The organism is Longispora fulva (genome assembly GCF_015751905.1).
Lineage (GTDB): Bacteria > Actinomycetota > Actinomycetes > Mycobacteriales > Micromonosporaceae > Longispora > Longispora fulva.
This window is the reverse complement of record NZ_JADOUF010000001.1, coordinates 7,240,185-7,260,794: the sequence shown is the minus strand read 5'-3', so window position 1 is coordinate 7,260,794 and position 20,610 is coordinate 7,240,185. Positions and strand designations below refer to the sequence as shown.

Sequence of the window (20,610 nt, the reverse complement as noted above, 5' to 3'; positions counted from 1 at the left end):
CAGGGACTGGAGACAAGCCGTCTCTTAACAGTCGTAGACCACCGTCGTCGGCGTCTGCCCGAACATGTACGTCTGCACCGCGTCGGAATCGACGACCTGGATCGGTTCCTCGGTGACCTGCTGGTCAACGATGCGGAACGACCGCAGCTCCGTCTCGTCGTCCGCCCGGGTGGAGACGAGCACGTAGTGGGCGCCCGGCTCGGCGGCGAGGTTGATGTCGGTGCGCGACGGGTAGGCCTCGGTGGCGGTGTGCGAGTGGTAGATGACGACCGGCTCCTCGTCCAGGTCGTCCATCTCGCGCCACACCCGGAGCTGCTCCATCGAGTCGAAGCGGTAGAAGGTCGTGGACCGTTCCGCGTTCGCCATCGGGATGTGCCTGAGCGGTTTGTCCGATCCGGCCGGGCCTGCCACGACACCGCACGCCTCGTCCGGGTGGTCCCGGCGCGCGTGGGCGACGATCGCGTCGGCGATCGCACGGTCGATGGTCAGCACGCGCACATCGTACCGGCTCGGAGCCCCGGAGGTCTCCATGGCATGGGTCACGCGGCCGACCCGGCGATGCTTCGCTCTTGATCTGACGTCTTGGCCCGCTGAGGGCGGGCAGGCGAAGGCGGAGGTGCGCCTGAATACCGGTGTCGTATTCAGGCGTGCCGACAACGCACGCATCGTCGCCCTCAGCGGGCCCCACCTACGTGAGCGAGTCGATCAGCGACTCCTGGAGGTAGGACAGGTAGCCGTAGACGGAGATCTGGAGGCCGCGCTCGTCGTCGGCGTCCTCGTACTCCTCCTCGATGTCGAAGTCGTCGCCGATCTCCAGCCGGGTGCCGAGCGCCAGCCGCACGTCGTTGACGGCCCGCAGCCAGGCGTCGGCCTGCTCGACGGTGAGCGTGGTGTGCTCGTCGAGGGTGTCGAGCACGACGGCGGCGGCGTCGACCTTCGCCTGCTTCAGATCATCTTCCGTGTACCGGCGCAGCTCGGCCGCCGCGACCGGGTTGTCCTGGTAGATGTCGGGGAACAGCCGCTCGAACACCGGGTCGGCCCGCAGCCCCTCGGTGACCAGCTCGGAGACCTGGGTGACCACCATCCGGAGGACGTCGATCTCCTCGGGGCGGAAGGTCGCCACGATCTCGTCGCCTTTGCGGTAGAATGTCATGATTTCTCCACCGTCGCCCAGAGTCCGTAGCCGTGCAGCCGGGTGGCGTCGAACTCCATCCGCTCCCGGGCGCCGTGCGAGACGACGGCGCGGCCCTTGTGGTGCACGTCGAGCATCAGCTTCTCGGCCTTCTCCTTCGAGTAGCCGAACAGCTTCTGGAACACCCACGTCACGTAACTCATGAGGTTGACGGGGTCGTTGTGCACCACCGTGATCCACGGGCGATCGGCCTCGAAGACCTCTTCGACTTCTGTCGCCTCGGCGGGCAGGGCCTGGGTCCCGGACATTCCCTCACCCTAGCCCGAACCGCCCACGGAGCAACCGCCCACCTCACGAGACAAGATCACGGGTACTAGCCTCACAGCAATGGAGTTCCGGGTGCTCGGCGGCGTGGACGTGCTCGTGGACGGCCTGCCCGTGGACCTCGGCCGGCGCCGGATGGAACGCTGTCTGCTCGGCCTCCTCCTCCTCAACCTCAACGCCGCGCTGAGCATCGACCGCATGATCGACCTGCTGTGGGGCGAGGACGCGCCGGCCAGCGCCCGGGCCGCGCTGCACGTGCACGTGTCCCGGCTGCGGACCGGGCTGGCGGCCGTGGACGCCGAGCGTCGCGGGTTCCGGCTGGTCACCCGCAGCGGCGGGTACGCGCTGGAGGGCGATCCGGCCCGGGTCGACGCGCACCGGTTCCGGGACCTGTGCCGGCGGGGCCACGAGGCCACCGACCCGGCCGTCCGGCGCGGGCTGCTCGGCCCGGCCCTCGCGCTGTGGCGGGGCCGGCCGCTCGGCGAGCTGACCACGCCCCGGATCCGGGCGGCGTACGGCCGGGGCCTGGAGGAGCTGAACCTGTCGGCCACCGAACTGCGGATCGAGGCCGACCTCGCGCTCGGCGGCCACGACGGCCTGCTCGGCGAACTGGAGTCCCTGGTCAGGGTGCACCCGCTCCGGGAACGCCTCGTCGAACTGCACCTGCTCGCCCTCTACCGCGCCGGCCGCCGCACCGACGCCCTCGCCGTGTACGAGCGCGCTCGCCGGCTGCTCGTCGACGCCACCGGACTGGACCCGCGCGCCGAACTCGACGAGCTGTACCAGCGGATCGTGCGCCGCGACCCCGCGCTCGACCCGGCCAGGGCGCCCGTGCCGCGCACCGTTCCGGCCCAGTTGCCGCCGGAGAAGCCGGGGTTCGCCGGGCGGCGCGAGGAGCTGGAGTTCCTCGACGGGCTGCTCCCGGGGCCGGGGCAGGCCGGGCCGCCGTCGGTCGTGATCAGCGGGGACCGGGGCGTGGGGAAGACGGCGCTGGCCGTGCACTGGGCCCACCGGGTGCGGGCCAGATTCCCGGACGGCCAACTGTTCCTGGACCTGTCCGCGCCGGCCGCCACGGCGCCGCGTGCCGGGGGTCAGGGCAGCACCGTTCCAGACGCCGGGCCCGGGGCCTGCCTGTCGCCGATCGCGGCGCTCCGTGCGCTCCTCGCAGGCCTGGGCGTCGCCGGGGACGCGCTCCCCGACGGGGTGGACGAGGCCGTCGACCTGTACCGCAGCCTGGTCGGCGACCGGCGGGTCCTCCTGGTCCTGGACAACGCCTCGCACCCCGACCAGGTGCGCCCGCTACTGCCCAGCAACCCGGGCAGCCTCACCGTGATCGCCAGCCGGGACCGGCTGTCGAGCCTGATCGCGCTGAACGGGGCCACCCGGTTGCTGTTGGGGCCCCGCTGAGCCGGTACCCGTCAAGGTCGTGTCGCGGTTGGATTTCAGTGGAATATCTGGATTGCCGGGATCGCTCCCCGCATCCCCGAATCAGGGACCATCGGGCGAGATCCGGTCCGTATAGGGTGACAGTGACACGGGCTCCTATCATGATTGCCGCACAGCGGTGTCGCCCATTCCCGCTGGACATCGGACCGAGCTTAGGGAGGCTGCTGGCATGACCGATGCGCCGCCCCAGACGCGCGCCGTGGGTCGGGTCGGAGCCGTCCCGTCGGCCACACCCGGCGCGCCATTCATCGTCCCGCGACGCCGGCCGGGCTATGTCGGGCCGGTGAGCCTGCTGCAGCTGTTGGCCATGGAGGTCGTCGGGGCCACCGTCCTCGTCCTTCTCACGCACAACCTGATCGTCGGCCTCGCCAGCGCCACCGTCGCCACCGTGGCGCTCGTCGTGCTGTTCGGCCGGTCACAGGGCCGCTGGTGGACCGAGCGGCTGCGGCTGCGCTGGCAGCTCCGCAAGCGGCGGACCAGCGTCGCCCACCCGTCCCCGGACCGGCGGCTGGCCGCCCTGTCGGGGCTCGTCCCCGACCTGACCGTGCGCACCGTGCCCGACAGCGCCGGCAGCCCGGTCGGCGTGGCCCACGACGGCTCCGGCTGGTTCGCCGTCATCACCGCCACGCCCGACAGTGGGATGCGCGGCGACTCTCAGGCCACCATGCCGCTGGCGAGCCTGGCCCGGGCGCTGTCCGGGGCCGAGCAGCCGGGCGGCGTCATCCAGGTCGTCACCCACAGCGTGCCGACCCCCAGCAGCGGCCTGCCGGGGCACAGCCCCGCCAGCCAGTCCTACCGGGAACTCACCGAGACCCTCGGGCGGGTGCCCGCCGACCGCAACTGCTGGGTGACCGTCCGACTCGACGCGCGGCTCCTCGCTGAGGCCACCGACGGCCCCGCCGGCGGCGACGAGACCGTGGCGCTGCTCCTCGCCCTGGTCCGCCGGGTCGGCAAGGCGCTGCGGCGCTCCGGCGTGCCCTACCGGGTCCTGGACTCCGACGGGCTGCTCGACGCCATGGTCCGCTCCCTGGACCTGGAGCCCCCGGCCCACGACACCGGCGTCCCCCGGCCCCAGGAGCAGTGGCAGTCCTGGCATTCGGCGGGCCTCGCGCACGCCTGCTTCTGGCTGCGCGACTGGCCACAGACGACCCAGATCGGGCCCCTGCTCGACAGCATGGCCGCCAGCCCGGCGGCGCTGACCAGCGTGGCCACCATCCTCCAGCCCACAGAGGAGGGGATCGACATCCGCTGCCTGGTCCGGGTCGCGAACCCTGAGCCCCGGCTCGCCGAGGCGACCCAGGCGGTGCAGGCCGCCGCCAGTCAGGCCGGCGGCCGACTGTTCCGGCTCGACGGCGAGCACGCCTCGGCGGTGTACGCCTCCGCGCCGACCGGTGGAGGTGCCCGATGAGCGTCTACGGCTCGGCCCGCCCGGGGCCGGAGGCCGACGGCCAGCAGCACCCGGACGAGCTCGCCGATCCGGGCTCGCACGGCATGGGCACCGTCCTGCCGGTCTTCGGCGCCCGCGCGGCGGCTCCCGCTCCGGATCCGGGGATCGGGGGGCACAATGCGGCCGGCTCGGCCGTGGTCGCCTCCGAAGCCGGTCGTGGCGTGATCGCCCCGGACGCCGGTCGTGGCGTGGTCGCCCGTCCGGCGGCGACCACCGGAGCCACCGCCGCGGCCGCCACCGCCAGCGCCGCGGCGATCAACGCCGCCCAGGCCGCGGCCGCGGCGGCCTACACCACCCCCACCGCCGCGGTCAGCCGCGGCACCGTCTACACCCGCCAGTCCCCCGGCGACGCACAGGAGCTGGAGGGCAGCGCGACGCCGGCCCTGCCACCCCTGCGGATCGGCGCGCACATCGCCTCAGAGGAGGCCCTGGACATGATCCGGGTGCCCGTCGCCGGAGCTGGCCTGCTCCTCGGGAATGACCGCAACCGCGCCCCCGTGTCGATCCGGATGTTCCGGCCGGAGCCGACCCGGGTGTCCCTCGTCGGCGATCAGCCGTGGTCGACCAAGCTGCTCGTGTTCCGGGCGCTGGCCCTGGGAGCCAGGGTCGTGGTGTTCACCCACACCCCGGGCCCCTGGCAGGCCCTGGCCCAGTGGGCCACCGGGCACAACGACCGGCTCGCCGTCCTGCCCACGGCACAGCCGGTGGAGGTGCAGGGCACCGCCCAGACCCCGGCCCTCCTGGTGTACGAACTCGGCGACGCCGGCACCGTCGTCCCGCCGAGCCTCGGCCCATGGCAGACCCAGCTCACCGTGCTACCGCAGCTCTCCGTCCGCGGCTTCCCCGCCGTGCAGGCGTCGAACCTGGTGATGATGAGCCGGCTGTCCGGCACGGAGGCGCAGGCGATCACGTCGATCCTGCGCCTGGATCCCCGGTCCGCCGGGTGGTTGGAGCGACTGCATGGCGACATGTTGGCGCTGGTGGGCGGCGGCGCCGACCGGTACGTGTGGGTCACGCCGACGAACCTGGAGCGCCAGCACCTGGGGCTGACGCCGTCGCGCGCGTGAGGTGACTGCCTGGGTGTCGGCACTGTTCGGTGGGGTGGCGCGTCGGCAAAGCCATCCACTCCGGATGCGGTCACGACCCGGGCTTGGGGCACCGCGCAACGGGCTCAGAGGCACCCGGCAGCCGCCCCGGCCCGATCCGTCCCCTGCAGACGACGGCACGGCAAGGCGGTGGCACAGCAACAGCCCGGCAGCGTTGCGGCATGGCAGGACAAGGGGCCGCACGGGGCCGCCCACCGGCGGCCCCGATCACGCCTAGTGCCCGCCGAGCACCGGCTTCGGCTCGTGCGTTGGCACCGGCGCCGGATGCGGCGTGTTGGCGATGACCGCACCGCCAGGGGTCTCCACTGTCCAGGGCGTCTCACCGCTGAGCATGGACTGGATCGCGTCGTAGTCATCGTCACGGGACTGACGGTCCCGTTCCTCCCGGCTGGCCTGTGCCGCGCTCTTGCGCGCGGCCAGCTCCGCCGGACTGTTCACGACCGGCCTGCTGGCCCGCAGGCCCTCGGGCACCTCGCCGAGGTCGGCGACCAGCCGGCCGACCGCACCGGACCGCCGCAACACCGGGGCGGTGGCACCCGCCTCGGTCACGGGCCGCAGGAACACGTCCTCCAGCGGCGCCCCCGGCCCGCCGGACGACCCCTGCCGGTCGCGGTCGCGGTTCTTTCCCAGCACCGACGGGCTGGTCCCCGGCCGGGTCGATCCCGGGGTGCCCGTCTGGTCCTGGCCGACCCGCGCCCCCGACCTGCGGCCGCCCAGCACCGACGGCGTGGTCCCCTTCGGCGTCGCGCCCGGCGACCGGCCTTCCGGCCCCTCCGGCGCGGCGGGCTGACCCGGCTTGGTGCGACCGGACTTCCCGAGGACCGAGGACGGCGGCATTCCCGGCCCGTTCGCCTGCTGCCGCGCGGCGTCCTGCGGACCGGTGGGCCGCGACACCTTCGCGCCGCCCTTGGCCATAGCCGGCGGCACGCTCGGCGCGCCCCCGGAGGTCTGCGACAGGCTCCGACCCAGCCCGGGCGCCTCGGGCGGCGCCGACACGCTCGGCGTCCTGCCAAGCAGGCCCGACTTCACCGTGGGCGTCTGCCGACCACCGGCGAGGCTCAATGAGGGCTGGTCCAGCCCCAGCCCCGGGGGTTGCACCGGCAGCTCACCGATCCCCGGGAGCTTGCCCGGATCGTGGAGCTTGGACGGGTCGAGCACCTTACTGGGGTCGCGCAACTGGTCCAGATCGTGGAGCTTGTTGGGATCGGGCAGCTTCGTGGGATCCCCGACACTCGGCGGATGGGCTAGGTCCGGCTTGACCTGCGGCGGCGGCTTGACGGGCGCCTTCGTCGGGCTCGGAGGTTGATGGTTGAACTGCGACCCCGGCGGCCCACCCGGCCTCGAGGGGACGCTGAGGGTCATCAGCTTCTGCCCCGGCATGTTGGCTGTGCGCACGGCGTTGTTGGGCCCCTCGTACACCGTCGCCGTGCCGCCGCGCAGGTCGTTGTTCATCACCTGCCAGTAGCCCTGGCCCATCTCGTACTCGAGGTCCTGGGCCATGACCGTGAACCGCAACTCCGTGTCCCTCATGAAACTGATGTACTTGTCCTTCACGGCCCAGTTATTGCTGGCAGTCAACGCTCTCTGGCACGCGGCGACGTCGACCTTCGTGTAGTCGGACGGCGGTTGCGGGCTGCCCTCAAAGCTGTTCATGCCGTTGGCGAAGAACAACTTGGAGTCGTTGACTATCGCCGCCTTGTACCTGTCGAACAGCGTCTGCATCTTGCCCTGGAACTCGTCGATCTTCCCGGCCAGGGAGAGCATGCCCAGGAAGTTGTTGCGCGCCGCGTCGTGCCAGTCGTTGAGCGACATCAGGGTGGCACCCGGCCCCCGGGCGAGGAACGCGTCGGCGCCGGGCGAGTGCCAACCCGGATGCTCCGCCCCGTTGCCCGCGCGGAGGGTGTCGGTCTGGGTGCGGATCTGGGTTGACAGGTGATCGATGAGATCCTCGACATCGGACCACTGCCAGGCGGCCTCACGGACCCCACCGGAGTCCTGGGCCATCACCCGCTTGTAGATCTTCTCGATGCTGTTGCCCGCGATCTTGCTCATGCCCTCGTAGTCGTCCGAGCGCATGTGACCGTGATCGATCTTGGGTGTGGCCGCGTACTCGTCGCCGGAGCTGTCCGGGGTGTAGTGGTCGACGTCGTCACCGGTGTGTCGCGCCAGCCGCCGATTCCTCTGCAGCTCCTCGTTGCCGCCGGGGCTGTAGCCGTAGTACTGACTGGGATTGTCCCCGTAACCCATCGCTGATCCTCTCCCCGTCAGTAGCTCTTGCCGTACAGCCGCTCGTGGTAGTCGTCACCGTGGCTGTCCAGCACCTTCTCCTGGACCTCCACCGGCCCCTGGCTCCCGGCGGCGTCGTTGTGCTGGTTGGGGTACACCGTCGTCGTTCGAGGAGCGCTCTGTTGGCCGTTCACCTCATGGGTGGTGGTGTAGGTGACGCTGCCGTCGGGGTTGGTGTGCGTCACGGTGGTCTCCGTGACGGCGCCCTGCTTGGTGGTCACGGTGTTGTCGCCGTGGAAGTCCTGCGAGGACTGCGAGGCCAGCTGCTTGTTGTCCTTGTCGTACACCGTGCGGGTGGTCGTGTCGACATAGCCGTAGGGCGTCTGCGTCCGCGTGGTCTGGACCAGGACGTAGCTGCCGTCCGGGTAGCGGTACGTCTCGGGCGCGTGCGGGTCGGAGGCCTGCGAGCCCTTGAAGTCGCCGTACAGCCCGCCCATCGCCGCGGTGTAGGTCCCGCCCGAGGCCATGGCGGCGGCCCGCTGGTCCTCGATCGTCTTGTAGTCCTTGCTGAACATGTCGTCCTTGAAGCCCTTCGGCTGGGTGGCCCCACGATCGCCGAAGGCAAAGGAGATGTCACCCAGAGTCGCGGCGTTGTCGGAGTCCGTGCCGCCGTAGGCGTCGCCGACCGCCTGCGAGGCGAAGGCGATGGCCTCCAGCCCGACGCCCACGTCGGCGAAGAACCGCTGGAACTCCAGGACGCGCTTGTGCATCATCTGGTTCGCCATCTTGCCCTCGGCGAACGTGCCCGCCTCGCCCCGGAACGCGACCAGCGCCTTCGACTGCACCATGGGCAGGTGGGCGAAGGCCTTGACGGACTCCGTACTGAAATTCATGAAGATCTTGAAGATGTTGCCGGCGTAGTCCGTGAGCCCTTCGGGGCTGGTCTTCAGCTCGGACTCACCGTCGAACAGCTTGGGGCGGACCGGGCCGCCGTCGCCTTCGTCGGGTCTCATGGGACCTCCCCCGTTCGTCTCCGGTAGGCGCCCCCGCTCGGACGCGCGCGACAACTCCTCGCTACGACAGTAATACCCCCGCGCAACCGCCCGAAGATCTCTTTAGAGGGTCGGCGGCAGCCACGCGAGCTGGACCAGCTGGGCCCCGTTCCGCCTGCTGACCAACCAGCCGCGCCCGGCCGGCATCGTCGAGGACTTGATGTTGCCGAGCAGCACGCCCTCGTCCCGGGGCGCGGACATCGCCACGCCCGGGGAGGCCAGCTCCCGGATCCGCGCGATCAGCGGGTCGTACAGCGACCGCGACGCGCCACCGGCACGGCGGGCCAGGACGAGGTGCAGCCCGATGTCGCGGCCCTGCGCCAGGAACTCCAGCAGCGGGGCGAGCGGTCCGCCCGGCCCGTTGGCGACCAGGTCGTAGTCGTCGACGAGGATGAACAGCTCCGGCCCGCTCCACCAGCTCCGCGACCGCAACTGCTCGGCGGTGACGTCCGGCCCGGGCAGCCGTTCGCGCATCACCTGGACGACCTGGGAGACCAGCTCGGTGGTGACCTGCGCCGAGGTCCCGTAGCCGAGCAGGTGGTCCTGGTTGACGCTGCCGAGCAGGCTGCGCCGGTAGTCGATCGCCATGATCCGGGCCTGAGCCGGGCTGTACCGCTCGGCGATGCCGCGCGCCAGCCCCCGCAGGAACGCGCTCTTGCCGGTCTCCAGGTCACCGAACAGCAGGAAGTGCGGGTCGGCGTCGAAGTCCAGGTAGACGGGCCGCAGGTCGGTCTCGGCGATACCGATGGGAATGGCACGGTTTCCCGGTACCGGAGCGGGTAGCGCCGAGTACGGCAACTCCTCCGGCAGCAGCCGGACCCGGGGTGCGGGCGCGCCGTGCCACGAGCTGGCCACGAGCTGGGTGAACGCCGCGACGCCCTCACCCAGGCTCCCGGCGTCGGACCGGCCGTCGACCCGGGGCAGGCCGGCGAGGAAGTGCATGCCGTCGGGGGTGAGACCCCGGCCCGGGGTGCGCTCGGGGACGTTGACCGCGACCCGCCGGTTGAGCACGGAGTCGCTCGGGTCGCCCAGGCGCAGCTCCAGCCGCGACCCGAACATGTCCCGGACCGCCGGCCTGATCTCCATCCACCGGGCGGCGCTGGCCAGCACGTGCACGCCGAAGCCGAGGCCCCGGCTGACGATCTCGGCGAGCTGCGGCTCGAGGTCCTCGAAGTCCGAGCGGACCGAGCCCCAGCCGTCCACCACGAGGAAGACGTCGCCGAACGGGTCGTCGGCGAACTCGCCGTTGGCCCGCCGCCGCCGGTACGTGGTGATGCTGTCCACCCCGAGCGCCGCGAACCGCTGCTCCCGCTCGGCCAGCAGCGCCTGGATCTCCGCGATCGTGCGGCGGACCAGGTCGAGGTCGCGCCGGGTGGCGACCGCGCCGACGTGCGGCAGGTCGCGCAGGCTGACCAGGGAGCCGCCGCCGAAGTCCAGGCAGTAGAACTGGGCCTCGCGCGGGGTGTGGCTCAGGGCGAGGCTGCCGATCAGGGTGCGCAGCAGGGTGCTCTTGCCGCTCTGCGGCCCACCGACCACGACGAGGTTGCCGGCCGAGGCCGACAGATCCATCCACATCAGGTCCCGGCGCTGCTCCGCCGGCCGGTCGATCACGCCGACGACGCCCCGCAGCGCGCCCAGCAGCTGCGAGTGGCTGGTGGTCAGGCCCCGCGCGGGGTCCACGACGAGCCTCGGCAGCAGCTGGTCGAGGGTCGGCGCCTCGCGCAGCGGCGGCAGCCAGACCTGGTGCGCGGGCGGCCCGTGGTTCTCCAGCCGGCCGACCACGACGTCCAGCAGGGTGTCGCCGATCGCCTCCTCGTCGACCTCAACCACCGGCTCGTCCGGCTGCTCGGTGACCCGGGGGGTGAGGTAGTAGGTGCTGTACGGACGGACCGCGTCCAGGTACCCGCCGGCACGCTTCGCCCCGCCGGACTCGCCCCGGCGGTACACGCCGGACACGTACGCGGCGCGGAAGCGGGTCAGGTCCTCGGTGCCGGCCTTGAGGTAGCCGTGTCCTGGCGCGCGGGGCAGCTCGTAGGCGTCGGCCACGCCGAGGACGGCCCGGCTCTCCATGGACGAGAAGGTCCGCAGACCGACCCGGTAGGACAGGTGGGTCTCCAGGCCGCGGAGCCGGCCCTCCTCCAGCCGCTGGGAGGCCAGCAGCAGGTGGACGCCGATCGACCGTCCGATCCGACCGATCTGCACGAACAGGTCGATGAAGTCGGGTCGGGCCGTCAGCAGCTCGCTGAACTCGTCACAGATGATCATCAGGGACGGCAACGGCGCGAGGGGTACGCCGGCGGCCCGGGCCCGCTCGTAGTCGCGCTGCGAGGCGTAGTTACCGGCGGCGCGCAACAGCTCCTGTCGGCGCATGAGCTCGCCGCCGATCGCGTCGCGCATCCGGTCGACGAGCGGGAGCTCGTCCTCCAGGTTGGTGATCACCGCGCTGGTGTGCGGCAGCCGGTCCAGGGTGGTGAACGTCGCGCCACCCTTGAAGTCGACGAGCACGAAGTTGAGGATCTCGGAGCTGTGCGTGACGGCGAGGGCCAGCACCAGCGTCCGCAGCAGCTCGGACTTGCCGGAACCGGTCGCGCCGACCAGCAGACCGTGCGGGCCCATGCCGTCCTGGGCGGACTCCTTGAGGTCCAGCTCGATCGGGCGGCCGTCGGGGCTCAGGCCGATCGGCACCCGGAGCCGGTCGCGGTTCGGGCGGCTCGCCCAGGCGTCGTCGAGGTCGAACTCGTGCGGGTCACCGAGGCCGAGCAGCTCGGCAAGACTGTTGTCGGCGGCCAGCGGCGCGTCGTTGTGCGACGCCGCCGACAGCCGCAGCGGGGCGAGCTCGCGAATCAGGACCTCGGAGTCGGACAGGCTCAGACCGTCGGCGGTACCGATGTCCGACTGACCGTCCATCGTGGAGCCGAAGATCCGGCCCGCGGCGTCGATGTCGAGCACCACTGTCGTCTCGTCCAGCAGCCGGGGCGGGGGATTGGACAGGTCGATGATGGTGACGCCGTCGACCCCGCCCTCCGTCATCAGGTGGTCGGAACCGGCCGTACTGCCGCCGTCGATCACGATCACGAGGTGCGGCCCGAGCGCGGCGGAGCTGCTGGTGCCGAACCGGGTCCTGCTGGTCAGCTGGTCGTCGAGCATCGCCTCCAGGGCGGTGATGCCGGAGGCCACCATCCGGACCGGCCCGACGTCGTCGAGCTTCGTCGGATGCAGGGCGTGCGGCAGCCACTTGGCCCACTCCCAGTGCGGGCGGTCCACGTCGGTCACGCACAGCCCGACGAGCGCGTCGTCGGGGGCGTGGAACGTGGCCAACTGGGCCAGCAGCGCGCGGACCAGGGCACGGGGCGCGTCGCCCTCGCCCCGGACGTACACATGGGAGAAATCGCGCAGGGCCATCGCGACCGGGAGATCCTGGACCACGGAGTACGAGGTGACGAACTTGCGCAGCGCCGCGGCGCACAGTGGCTCGAGCTCGTCGACGGGGCGGGTCTGCGGGGGGATCAGCGGAGTGGCGATCTCCTGGGGGCCCTTACCGATCCGGAGGACCCCGAAGTCGCCGTCGCCGCGCCGGCGCTCCCACAGCCGGTGGCTGCTGACCGTCGACCACAGCGAGCCGGGGTCCGGGTGCCGGTAGAACAACGCCTCGTGCTGCTGACGCAGCGTGCCGCGGATCTGGGCCCGTAGCGCGCTCAGCCGCCGCATGTACTGCCGGCGAGCCTCGACCATGTCGCTCTTGCTCTGTCCGCCCTGGCCCATGAACTGGGCTGCGATCATGCCGAACATGGACACGCCGTACATTCCACCCGCGACGTACATCATCGGGCCGGCTCGGCCGGACGAGCCCATCATGAGCCCCATCGCGGCGGTACCCGCTGCCATCGGCAGGATGGTGAGCATCTTCTGCCAGCCCTTGCTGGCGACGGGAGGTGCCTCCGGCGGCGGGTCGAGAACCACCTCACCGCTGGGCAATTCCGGCGCTGGGCGTCGGGGAGGCCGTCGGACGATCACCAGGCCCACTCGCCCACCCCCATGTCCACTACGCCTCGAATGAGGGCCATCCTAACCAGGGAGGCCCATTGGCCGGCGGACCGGCCGTGAAGCACGCCTATGTTAGGTTGAGCCGTGTTTCGTGGACTCAGCGGAGGTGGCCACCCGTGACGACTCCGGGTTCCCTGGGTCTTGCCCGGGTGACGGTCGCATCACCAAAACGTCGAATTGACATTGCCCTGCCCGAAAATGTCCCGGTCGGTGAGCTTCTGCCGTCCGTGCTCCGGCACGCCGGCGAGGGCGCGGCCGACGAGGGCGAGCTGCACGGCGGCTGGATGCTCCGCCGGACCACCGGTGCCGTGCTGGAGACCGAGCGCAACCTGTCCGCGCAGGGCGTGCGGGACGGCGAGGTGCTGCACCTCGCCCCGCGCCGCGCGGACTGGCCCGAGCCCGAGTACGACGACGTGGTCGAGGTCGTCGCCAGCGGCGCCCGGCGGTTCGGCCGGTCGTGGAGCGGCGCGGCGACCCGGGCGTGCGCCCTGGCCGCCACGGCGACCCTGCTGCTGGCCGGCCTGGCCCTACTCGTCGTGACGGGTCCGAGTTGGACCGTGCCCGGCGTGATCGCGTTGTCCATGGCGACCGTCCTCCTGGTGGCCGGCATCGTCACCGCCCGCGCGATGGCGGACGTGGCGGCCGGCACCCTGCTCGGCGGGGTGGCCCTGGTATACGCGTTCGCGGGCGGCCTCTTCGTCGCCGCGCCCGACGACGTGAAGCTGACCGGCCTGGGGGTCCCGCATCTCCTGGTCGCCTCGATCACGTTGTTCGCCGTGGCCCTGATCGGCTACTTCGGCGTCGGCGGCGGCACCCGGGTGTTCGTGGCCGGCGCGATGACCGGCTTGTCGGGGGCCGTCGCCGGCCTCGCGGGCTACACCGGACAGTCCGCTGCCGGTGGTGCAGCCGTGGCGGCCACGCTCGCGATCGGGCTGCTGCCGGCGTACCCGCTGCTGTCGATCCGGATGGGCCGGCTGCCGGTGCCCGAGCTGCCAAGCCGGCCCGAGGAGATGCTCGTCGACAAGCCGGTGCCGCCCCGTTCGCAGGTATACGCCTCGGTCGTGCGCGCCGACGAGACCCTGACCGGACTTCTGACGGGTACCGCGGTGGTGTCCGCGATCGCGATGGCCTTCCTGGCCACCAGCGGCGGCGTGACCGGGGTGTGCCTGGTGGCGACAGCGGTGGCCGCCCTCCTGCTCCGGGCCCGGCTGTTCCCGACCGCCCGGCACCGCGTGCCGCTGATCGTCTCGGGACTGGTCGGGGTCGCGATGCTGACCCTCGCCTTCGCGTTCGCGGTCGACAACGCCCTGCTCATGCTGTTCGGGCCGTTGACGCTGGCCGTGATCGCGGGCGTGGTGCTCACCGGGGGCCTCGTGTACAGCAAGCGCGCCCCCTCCCCCTACATCGGGCGGCTCGCCGACACCTTCGACGTGTTGGCGATCATGGCGCTCGTCCCTCTGGCGTGCGGGGTGCTCGGCGTGTACACCGCCGTCCAGGGCCTCTTCGCCTCGTTCGGCTAGGCGGCCCCGATGGCATCCAGGCGCGACCAGCTGCAGTCGTACCAGTTCCTGCTCCAGCGGGTGATCTCCGCGCTCGTGATGCGCGAGACCGACCCGGCGCAGGCCCCGCTCCGGCGCGGCACCGGCGCGGTCTTCGCCGGTGTGATGATCGCTGTGCTGCTGGCCGTCGGGTTCGGCGTGGTCGGGCTGCTCGCCAAGGTCGGCAGCGGCAGCTGGCAGACCGACGGGGCGGTCGTGGTCGAGAAGGAGACCGGTGCCCCCTACCTCTACCGGATGGGCGCGCTGCACCCGATGCTCAACTACACGTCGGCGTTGCTGGCCTCCGCGAAACAGCCACCGACCGTCTTCCGGGTGCCGGCGGCGTCACTGCGGGACGTGCCGCGCGGGATCATGCGGGGCATCGTCGGCGCCCCCACCTCCCTGCCGGAGCGCAGGGGCCTGATCGGGGCCCCGTGGACCCTGTGCTCGGCGCCCGGCCAGGATGACGCGAACCAGGCCATCACCACGACCAGCCTGGTCCTGGGGCGCGCGGTGACCGGCGGGCGTCCGGTCGGCGAGAACGGCGCCATGCTGGTCCGCGACGCCAAGGCCAAGACGACGTACCTGGTGTGGCACAGCTTCCGGTACCAGATCCTCACCAAGGAGGCCGTCCTCGCGCTGTTCGGCGAGGTCACCCCGGTCGACGTCGGCGCAGCCTGGATCAACGGCCTCGCGGCCGGCCCCGACATCGGCCCGATCACGGTCGACCGCAAGGGCGAACGCTCGGCCGCCGTGCCGTCCCGGAAGAACGGCAACCTCCTCGTGGCCCGCACCGGCACCGGCACCCAGTACTACCTGGTGCTCGACGACGGACTGGCCGTGATCAGCGAGCTGCAGAAGGACCTGGCCGTCGGCACCGGGGCGATCTCCGGCTCGCCCGACGGGGAGACCATCACGGTCGCCGACGCGACGGCGGCCAAGCAGAGCGGCAAGCTGGCCCGGCCGGCGGCCGGCGACGCGGCGCTGCCCCCGCAGACGCCCAAGCCGTTGATCACCCCTGCGGCCACCGAGCGGGTGTGCGCGCAGTCGGGCGATCCGAAGGCCGCACCCGCGATCACCGTGGGTGGTGCCTTCGCGGACCTCGGACCGGGCACCCCGACCGGCTCGGCCTCGCCCCAGGGTGCCAGCCTCGCCGACCGGGTCGTCGTGCCCGCCGGTCGCGGTGCCCTCGTCCGGGCCCTCGGTTCACCGTCGGCCACCACGGGCGCCTACAGCGTCGTCACCGACTTCGGCGTGCGGTACCCGGTGAGCGACGCCGTGCTCGGCATGCTCGGCTACGCGCCCGGTGACGCGGTGCCGATGCCCGCGAGCCTGGTGAACCGGATCCCGGCAGGCCCGGCACTCGACCCCGTCGACGCGCTCACCCCGGTCGCCAGGAACCAGCCGGGCGGCAGCTGAGAAAACTCGCGTGTGGAAGCACTTGCGCGAGGGGGTTACATTCGGTTTTGGACGCGGTCATCCACCACCGGAGCCGTGCCGACAGGATTGTCCTCGCTACAGCGGGGGCCAGGATGAAAGAAGCGGGGTGGATTCGACCTTGACTCAGGTAACACCGCAGATGCTCACGGACGCCGGCAACGCGGCAACGAACGCGGGCGAGACCATCTCCCTGAACCTCACGCGCCTGCTGTACGAGATCGAGACGCAGGCCAAGGGCTTCCAGGGAGGCGCCGGCTCGACGTTCCAGAACGTCACCGGGGAGCTCGGCCAGGAGCTGACGCAGCTGCTCAAGGCCCTGAACGAGATGGCCGAGAACGTGCACGGTGCGAACCGGCACTTCGGCACCACCGACGAGGACGCCGCCAACGAGATCCAGAAGGTGGCGCAGGAGCACGGTGCCGGCTACGCCGGTATCGGAAACCAGCTCCGCGGTCACTGAGCCGCGATCCGATTAGCACCATCCAAGGAGTAGTCACCTATGACTGACGGCGCGCTTGTCTACGATTTCGGCACCATCGACTCTGTCTCCGGGCAGATCGAGACGTTCGTCCGCGATATGAACCAGACGCTGGAGGACACCGACAAGGTGTTCCGCAACCTGCTGGCCAACGGCTGGTCCGGTAAGGGTGCGGAGGCCTTCACCGGCGCCAGTCAGCGCTGGCACCAGCAGGCCGACGCGATGGCCGCGACGCTGCGGCGACTGTCGAGTTCGGTTGGTAACGCGGCAGTGAACATGCAGGCGGCTGACCAGGCCGCCGCCGGGCGTTTCGGGCACTAGCCTCGACGCTCGCGAGGGGCCGGGACCGGTTGACGGTCCCGGCCCCTTGTTCGTTTCCACGGCCCTGGCTTCGTTCGTCGCGTGGCCCGGCTGTCGTTGGCGGCCAGTGCTCGGGTCCGCCACTCTCCCGGCTCAGCCGAGGAAGCCCTCGGCCAGCTCCCGGTACGCGTACTCGACCGCCTTCAGTCGGGCGGCGCGAAACCGGCCGGGCTCGGTCGCGTACACCTCGCGGCCCCGCTCACTGAAGAACGCCTCCGGCGGCACCTGGTCCGCCCCGGCGGGCACGAACTTCAGCACCTCCTCGATCGCGGCGACGGCGGTGGCCAGATCCCGGCCGAAGCGTGCCCGGTCGGCGTCCGGCAGGCCACCGGGGTCGGCCGGCGTGTGTCGGGTGTAGAGGTCGGCCACCCACAGCCAGTCGCCCGGGTCGAGCAGCTCGGACGGCTCGTCGGCGCCGAAACGCACCCGGTCGGCCTCGGGGAAGATGATGTCCTCAGGGATGCGGAACGTGTACTCCCGCTCGGTCCCGCAGTTCGGGCAGGCCCCGTGGTACCGGCTCGCGAGGTCACCCTCCGCCATGACCACCGAGCTGCGGGGATGGAACTCCGTCGCCCCGCACGTCCCGCACGGCTGCAGTTCCATGTACAGGTGGGCCTCGGCGTTCGTACGCGCCAGCAGCAGGCTCATCGCGGATTCAGCTCCAGTTCTCGCAGGGGTCACACTCGTCCGATCCGGTCACCATTCGCCGGTCATCCGCTCGTCGCCGGCCGGGAACGCGATGGTGTTGCGGGGCGTGACCGCGATCGGCAGCTCCTCGGCGTCAATGACGAGCACGAACACGTCCTCGATCGCCTCGACCTGCGCCCGGAACTCCGCCAGCCGGACCACCTGCTCCGGGCTCAGCTCCGGCGGCAGGTCCTCGCGGACCCGGAGCGCCGCGATCAGCGTCTCGCGGACCTCCGGGGACGCCGGCCGGATATCCCTGGTCATCGCCAGCCGCGCCGCGAACGGACGGACCATCACTTCCGTGATCTCGGGATCGCCGAGCACGGCCCTGTCGATCTCGCCAAGCCCGCTGGAGGCCGACCGCTGCCGGATCTCGGGGCGCAGCTCGGACACTGCGGCGGCGATCAGCCCGGCCCCGGAGACACCCCAGTCCACCAGGGCGGACACGGTCGCGAGGTCACCCGCCCGGGCGGCGGCGACCGCACTGCGCAGCGTTTCCAAGGTCGTCATCGGCCGATGATACGTCAGTCCGCGACCCGGCGACCGGTGTCGGGATCCAGGCCCATGATCTCCCGGGCCCGCCTCGTGAACTCCCACTCGGCTTCCCCGCTGGCCTCTATGTCCACGTGGTGCAGCGCGTAGTCGGCGTCGTCCGGGTGGTTCTCGGGCCGGAAAGGCGTGCTGCCGCCATGCCGGCGGGACCACTCGGCGTGCCATGCTGACAGCGCCCGGAGCCGCTCCTCCTGGGTCGGCGGCGTCGCCTGTCCGGGCGCGGCCGTCTCGCGGACCCGATCGTCCGTCCCATCCGGACCAGCCTTCGCGAGGCGCGCCGCACGGTCGAACACCCCGGGTTCCAGCTGGGCCGGGAACTGGCACCGGCGCTGCCGGATGTGGTACAGGAATTCCGGTTCGGGGGCCACGTCGTCAAACTCGGCGGCGTCGGCGACGGGTTCGGACCACACCCACATTCCATCGGTACGCATCAGCTCGCCGGCCGCGGTGCGAAACGACGGGGCCTCCCGGAGATAGGCCACGATCGACCTCCGCTCGTCGGCGTCCCACGGATCATCGATCCGACCCGGGTGGGCCCCGACCCCGGCCAGGCGGAGCGCGACACCGCCCTCGGCCTGGCGACGCAGCGCGTCCTGCAGCAGGCGATGGTCCGCCCGGGCCTCGTCGACCAGGGTCTTCGCCCAGACCTCGGCGATCACGGTCACGGTGCCGGGCAGGTCGCCCCTTTCGACCCGGGCGTGGATGTCGCTGGACTGCCATTCGCCGTCGGGACCCAGCGCCTCGTCCACCGGACCGCTGGGATCGGACAGCCGACGCAGCACCGCCCGCGGCTCCGTCACGTTGCCGCCGGGCGGCAGCCAGGCGAAGAAGGTGACCTCATGCGCCGGCTGCGACGCGGGCTGCTCCGCCGGGCGGGGCGTGTCGCCGCCCACCGCCTGCGCCCACTCCTGCCGGTAGCGCTCCTGGAGCACCCCGAGCCCCGACAGCAGGAACCGGTCGGGCCGGGCGTCGAAGAGCCGCCGGCCCATCTCGGTCCAGCAGGCCGAGCCCGGCACGGCGTCAGCGCCCTGCGGGACGAACTTCGCCGCCTCGCCGACGGCCGCCTGCGCGTAGTCCAGCAACTCGACGGCCCGGGCCCGGTCACCGGGCTCACCGCGCGGGGCGCTCCGCTCGGCCGCCGAGTCGGCGATCAGCAGCCACTGGCCGGCGTCGACCAGCTCCGAGGGCTGGTCGCCGCCGATCCAGATCCGGCCGCCCTCGATCCGGGGCTGCGGACCCGTCGGCCAGCGGAACATGAAGTCGCGGTTACGCCCGCAACCCGAGCACGCCCCCGTGTACCGGCGCAGCGTTCCGGCGTCGCCGGCCAGCAGAGCCGAGTCCCGCGCGAAGCGGACCTCGCCGCAGGCGCACGGGTGCAGGTCCATGTAGATATGGGCCTCTTCGCTGCTGCGGGCGTACGAAACTGTCACGGGGCCACCCTAGCCCAATGCCGCAAGAGGTTCATGTGCCTCAATCCGCACCCCGAACCTGCTCACACCTCGTCGAACCGGGGATCCCAGCCGAGCGAGTCGTAGTACTTGGGTCGCCACCGCAGCCATGCCCGGTCGTAGCGCCGGGCCAACTGCTGGCCCAGGTGCGACTCCGAGAGGTCCGCGAAGGTGTCGGCCCAGTCGAAGTGCAGCTCCGGGTTCACGTTCAGATCCCGGTCCAGTGTCACGTAGCCCAGCTCCGGCAGCGCCTCGCTCGCGGCCAACGCCTCGACCCCGGCGACCGTGATGCCGGTCTTCTCCAGGTTCAGCCACCGCAGCCGGGTCAGGTACGGCGAGGACAGGAACGTCCGCAGGCCCGCGTCGCCGATCGGGCAGCCCCACAGCGCCAATCCGCGCAACCGGGATAGTTGGGGTATCGCGGCCAGCCTGCCGACGTTCTCCTCGGTGATGCCCGACAGGTACACCCCTCGCAGCGGGATGCCGGCGATCATCCGATCCGCGTTCCGGAAGAAGAAGTCGGCATCCACGGCGACGAGCTCGATGAAGCCCCGCTTGACCTGCCGGTTCTCGCCCATCTGACCCGGTCTCGGCAACGGGGTGCCGTTCCTGGGCGCGATATCGCCCTGCACCGCCCGCTCCAGTTGGCGCATCCGCTGCCACCGGTCCTGATCGATCGGGTCACCCGCCCGGCGCAGCACGGTGTACTCCACCTGTAGGCGGATCAGCTCCGCGTAGTCGGGGAGCTCGTCGGCGACCGCGTCGGCGTAGGCCAGCCGCAGGTCGTCGGAGTCCGGGTCGGCCAGGATCCGGGCGTACAACTGGCCGAGCACGTCGCCGTCGGCGATCCGCACCTCGGCCGGCACCTGCGGGTAGGCGTAGTCCGCCCACAGATCGCGGTCGCGTTCCGTGCCGCTGGTGCCGGGTGGGAACCGGCGCGCACCCTGCTCGGGCGACCAGGCGAGGAGCGGCGTTCCCTCGTCGCTCAGCACGGCCGGGTAGCCGAGGCAATGACACATCTCCGCGAACAAGGCCTCGGCCTCGGCATCCTCCCGCTCGCCACGCACACCGCGCACATTGACCCAGATGAGGATGTCGTATCCCAGATCCAGGCCGTCCATCTCCCACCGGTAGTCCGCCATGCCGATTCCGACCGTGATCGAGGGATCGGTGAACGCCCGCCGCTCCAGGAACAGATGCCTGCCGGCGTCGCGGCGCCACGCGAACCCGAGCTCGTCTCTCAGCCTGGTGGCGACGCTGTAGGCCGGCGTCCCCGACCGCAGGATGATGTCTGCCTGGTTCTTCACGTGCCGCCTTCCCGTGCGTATGA

17 protein-coding genes are annotated in these 20,610 nt (G+C 71.6%); 7 read left to right on the top strand and 10 right to left on the bottom strand.

All coding sequences use genetic code 11. The features are described from left to right. Positions 1-24: 24 nt before the first annotated feature. From IW245_RS33515 to clpS, 3 genes are all read right to left on the bottom strand, one after another. Positions 25-492, bottom strand: coding sequence for a M67 family metallopeptidase (locus IW245_RS33515; RefSeq protein WP_372445283.1), 468 nt, complete (start codon positions 490-492; stop codon positions 25-27). A 196-nt stretch (positions 493-688) separates the two neighbouring features. Beyond that, positions 689-1,153, bottom strand: coding sequence for a DUF2017 domain-containing protein (locus tag IW245_RS33510; protein WP_197007120.1), 465 nt, complete (start codon positions 1,151-1,153; stop codon positions 689-691). Further along, a complete protein-coding gene (clpS, locus tag IW245_RS33505) occupies positions 1,150-1,440 on the bottom strand; it encodes an ATP-dependent Clp protease adapter ClpS (protein WP_197007119.1) in 291 nt (96 codons plus the stop codon). Before clpS ends, IW245_RS33510 begins: the two co-directional genes overlap by 4 nt. 79 nt (positions 1,441-1,519) lie before the next feature. On the opposite strand from clpS, the gene IW245_RS33500 reads away from it, so the two are divergent. The 3 genes from IW245_RS33500 to IW245_RS33490 all read left to right on the top strand — a co-directional run bounded on the left by IW245_RS33500 (position 1,520) and on the right by IW245_RS33490 (position 5,416). Beyond that, a complete protein-coding gene (locus tag IW245_RS33500) occupies positions 1,520-2,863 on the top strand; it encodes an AfsR/SARP family transcriptional regulator (RefSeq protein WP_197007118.1) in 1,344 nt (447 codons plus the stop codon). Between the two features lie 322 nt (positions 2,864-3,185). After that, positions 3,186-4,310 (top strand): type VII secretion protein EccE, encoded by a 1,125-nt coding sequence (locus tag IW245_RS33495; protein ID WP_197007117.1) that lies wholly within the window; start codon positions 3,186-3,188, stop codon positions 4,308-4,310. Beyond that, a complete protein-coding gene (locus tag IW245_RS33490; protein WP_197007116.1) occupies positions 4,307-5,416 on the top strand; it encodes a hypothetical protein in 1,110 nt (369 codons plus the stop codon). Before IW245_RS33495 ends, IW245_RS33490 begins: the two co-directional genes overlap by 4 nt. A 252-nt stretch (positions 5,417-5,668) precedes the next feature. Here IW245_RS33490 and IW245_RS33485 read toward each other — a convergent pair whose 3' ends face one another. The 3 genes from IW245_RS33485 to eccCa form a co-directional block, all read right to left on the bottom strand. Beyond that, entirely contained in the window at positions 5,669-7,702 is a 2,034-nt protein-coding gene (locus IW245_RS33485; RefSeq protein WP_197007115.1) for a hypothetical protein, read from the bottom strand. A gap of 17 nt (positions 7,703-7,719) precedes the next feature. Continuing rightward, positions 7,720-8,694 carry a hypothetical protein gene (locus IW245_RS33480; RefSeq protein WP_197007114.1) on the bottom strand — a complete coding sequence of 325 codons (975 nt, stop codon included), beginning with the start codon at positions 8,692-8,694 and terminating at the stop codon, positions 7,720-7,722. Between the two features lie 102 nt (positions 8,695-8,796). Next, positions 8,797-12,756 carry a type VII secretion protein EccCa gene (eccCa, locus tag IW245_RS33475; RefSeq protein ID WP_197007113.1) on the bottom strand — a complete coding sequence of 1,320 codons (3,960 nt, stop codon included), beginning with the start codon at positions 12,754-12,756 and terminating at the stop codon, positions 8,797-8,799. 77 nt (positions 12,757-12,833) lie between these two features. Here eccCa and eccD point away from each other — a divergent pair, with 77 nt between their 5' ends. From eccD to IW245_RS33455, 4 genes are all read left to right on the top strand, one after another. Beyond that, entirely contained in the window at positions 12,834-14,297 is a 1,464-nt protein-coding gene (eccD, locus tag IW245_RS33470) for a type VII secretion integral membrane protein EccD (RefSeq protein WP_307788932.1), read from the top strand. Positions 14,298-14,306: 9 nt separating this feature from the next. Next, positions 14,307-15,734, top strand: coding sequence for a type VII secretion protein EccB (gene eccB / locus IW245_RS33465; RefSeq protein WP_197007111.1), 1,428 nt, complete (start codon positions 14,307-14,309; stop codon positions 15,732-15,734). A 139-nt stretch (positions 15,735-15,873) separates the two neighbouring features. Continuing rightward, entirely contained in the window at positions 15,874-16,215 is a 342-nt protein-coding gene (locus IW245_RS33460; protein ID WP_197007110.1) for a WXG100 family type VII secretion target, read from the top strand. 39 nt (positions 16,216-16,254) lie between these two features. Then, on the top strand, positions 16,255-16,554 hold the full coding sequence (locus IW245_RS33455; RefSeq protein WP_197007109.1) for a WXG100 family type VII secretion target: 300 nt from the start codon (positions 16,255-16,257) through the stop codon (positions 16,552-16,554). 132 nt (positions 16,555-16,686) lie between these two features. Here the strand turns inward: IW245_RS33455 and IW245_RS33450 are convergent, their stop codons facing one another. From IW245_RS33450 to IW245_RS33435, 4 genes are all read right to left on the bottom strand, one after another. Then, a complete protein-coding gene (locus tag IW245_RS33450) occupies positions 16,687-17,241 on the bottom strand; it encodes a hypothetical protein (RefSeq protein ID WP_197007108.1) in 555 nt (184 codons plus the stop codon). Positions 17,242-17,289: 48 nt separating this feature from the next. Then, entirely contained in the window at positions 17,290-17,790 is a 501-nt protein-coding gene (locus tag IW245_RS33445) for a hypothetical protein (protein ID WP_197007107.1), read from the bottom strand. A 14-nt stretch (positions 17,791-17,804) separates the two neighbouring features. Then, positions 17,805-19,262 (bottom strand): hypothetical protein, encoded by a 1,458-nt coding sequence (locus tag IW245_RS33440; RefSeq protein WP_197007106.1) that lies wholly within the window; start codon positions 19,260-19,262, stop codon positions 17,805-17,807. A 62-nt stretch (positions 19,263-19,324) separates the two neighbouring features. Next, positions 19,325-20,587 carry a TIGR02996 domain-containing protein gene (locus IW245_RS33435; protein ID WP_197007105.1) on the bottom strand — a complete coding sequence of 421 codons (1,263 nt, stop codon included), beginning with the start codon at positions 20,585-20,587 and terminating at the stop codon, positions 19,325-19,327. Between the last annotated feature and the right edge of the window lie 23 nt (positions 20,588-20,610).

Excerpts from the sequence above, each read along its gene's own strand:
- IW245_RS33510 (WP_197007120.1), bottom strand. The coding sequence starts at position 1,153 with ATGACATTCTACCGCAAAGGCGACGAGATCGTGGCGACCTTCCGCCCC.
- clpS (WP_197007119.1), bottom strand. The coding sequence starts at position 1,440 with ATGTCCGGGACCCAGGCCCTGCCCGCCGAGGCGACAGAAGTCGAAGAG.
- IW245_RS33500 (WP_197007118.1), top strand. The coding sequence starts at position 1,520 with ATGGAGTTCCGGGTGCTCGGCGGCGTGGACGTGCTCGTGGACGGCCTG.
- IW245_RS33490 (WP_197007116.1), top strand. The coding sequence starts at position 4,307 with ATGAGCGTCTACGGCTCGGCCCGCCCGGGGCCGGAGGCCGACGGCCAG.
- IW245_RS33485 (WP_197007115.1), bottom strand. The coding sequence starts at position 7,702 with ATGGGTTACGGGGACAATCCCAGTCAGTACTACGGCTACAGCCCCGGC.
- IW245_RS33480 (WP_197007114.1), bottom strand. The coding sequence starts at position 8,694 with ATGAGACCCGACGAAGGCGACGGCGGCCCGGTCCGCCCCAAGCTGTTC.
- eccB (WP_197007111.1), top strand. The coding sequence starts at position 14,307 with ATGGCATCCAGGCGCGACCAGCTGCAGTCGTACCAGTTCCTGCTCCAG.
- IW245_RS33455 (WP_197007109.1), top strand. The coding sequence starts at position 16,255 with ATGACTGACGGCGCGCTTGTCTACGATTTCGGCACCATCGACTCTGTC.
- IW245_RS33450 (WP_197007108.1), bottom strand. The coding sequence starts at position 17,241 with ATGAGCCTGCTGCTGGCGCGTACGAACGCCGAGGCCCACCTGTACATG.
- IW245_RS33445 (WP_197007107.1), bottom strand. The coding sequence starts at position 17,790 with ATGACGACCTTGGAAACGCTGCGCAGTGCGGTCGCCGCCGCCCGGGCG.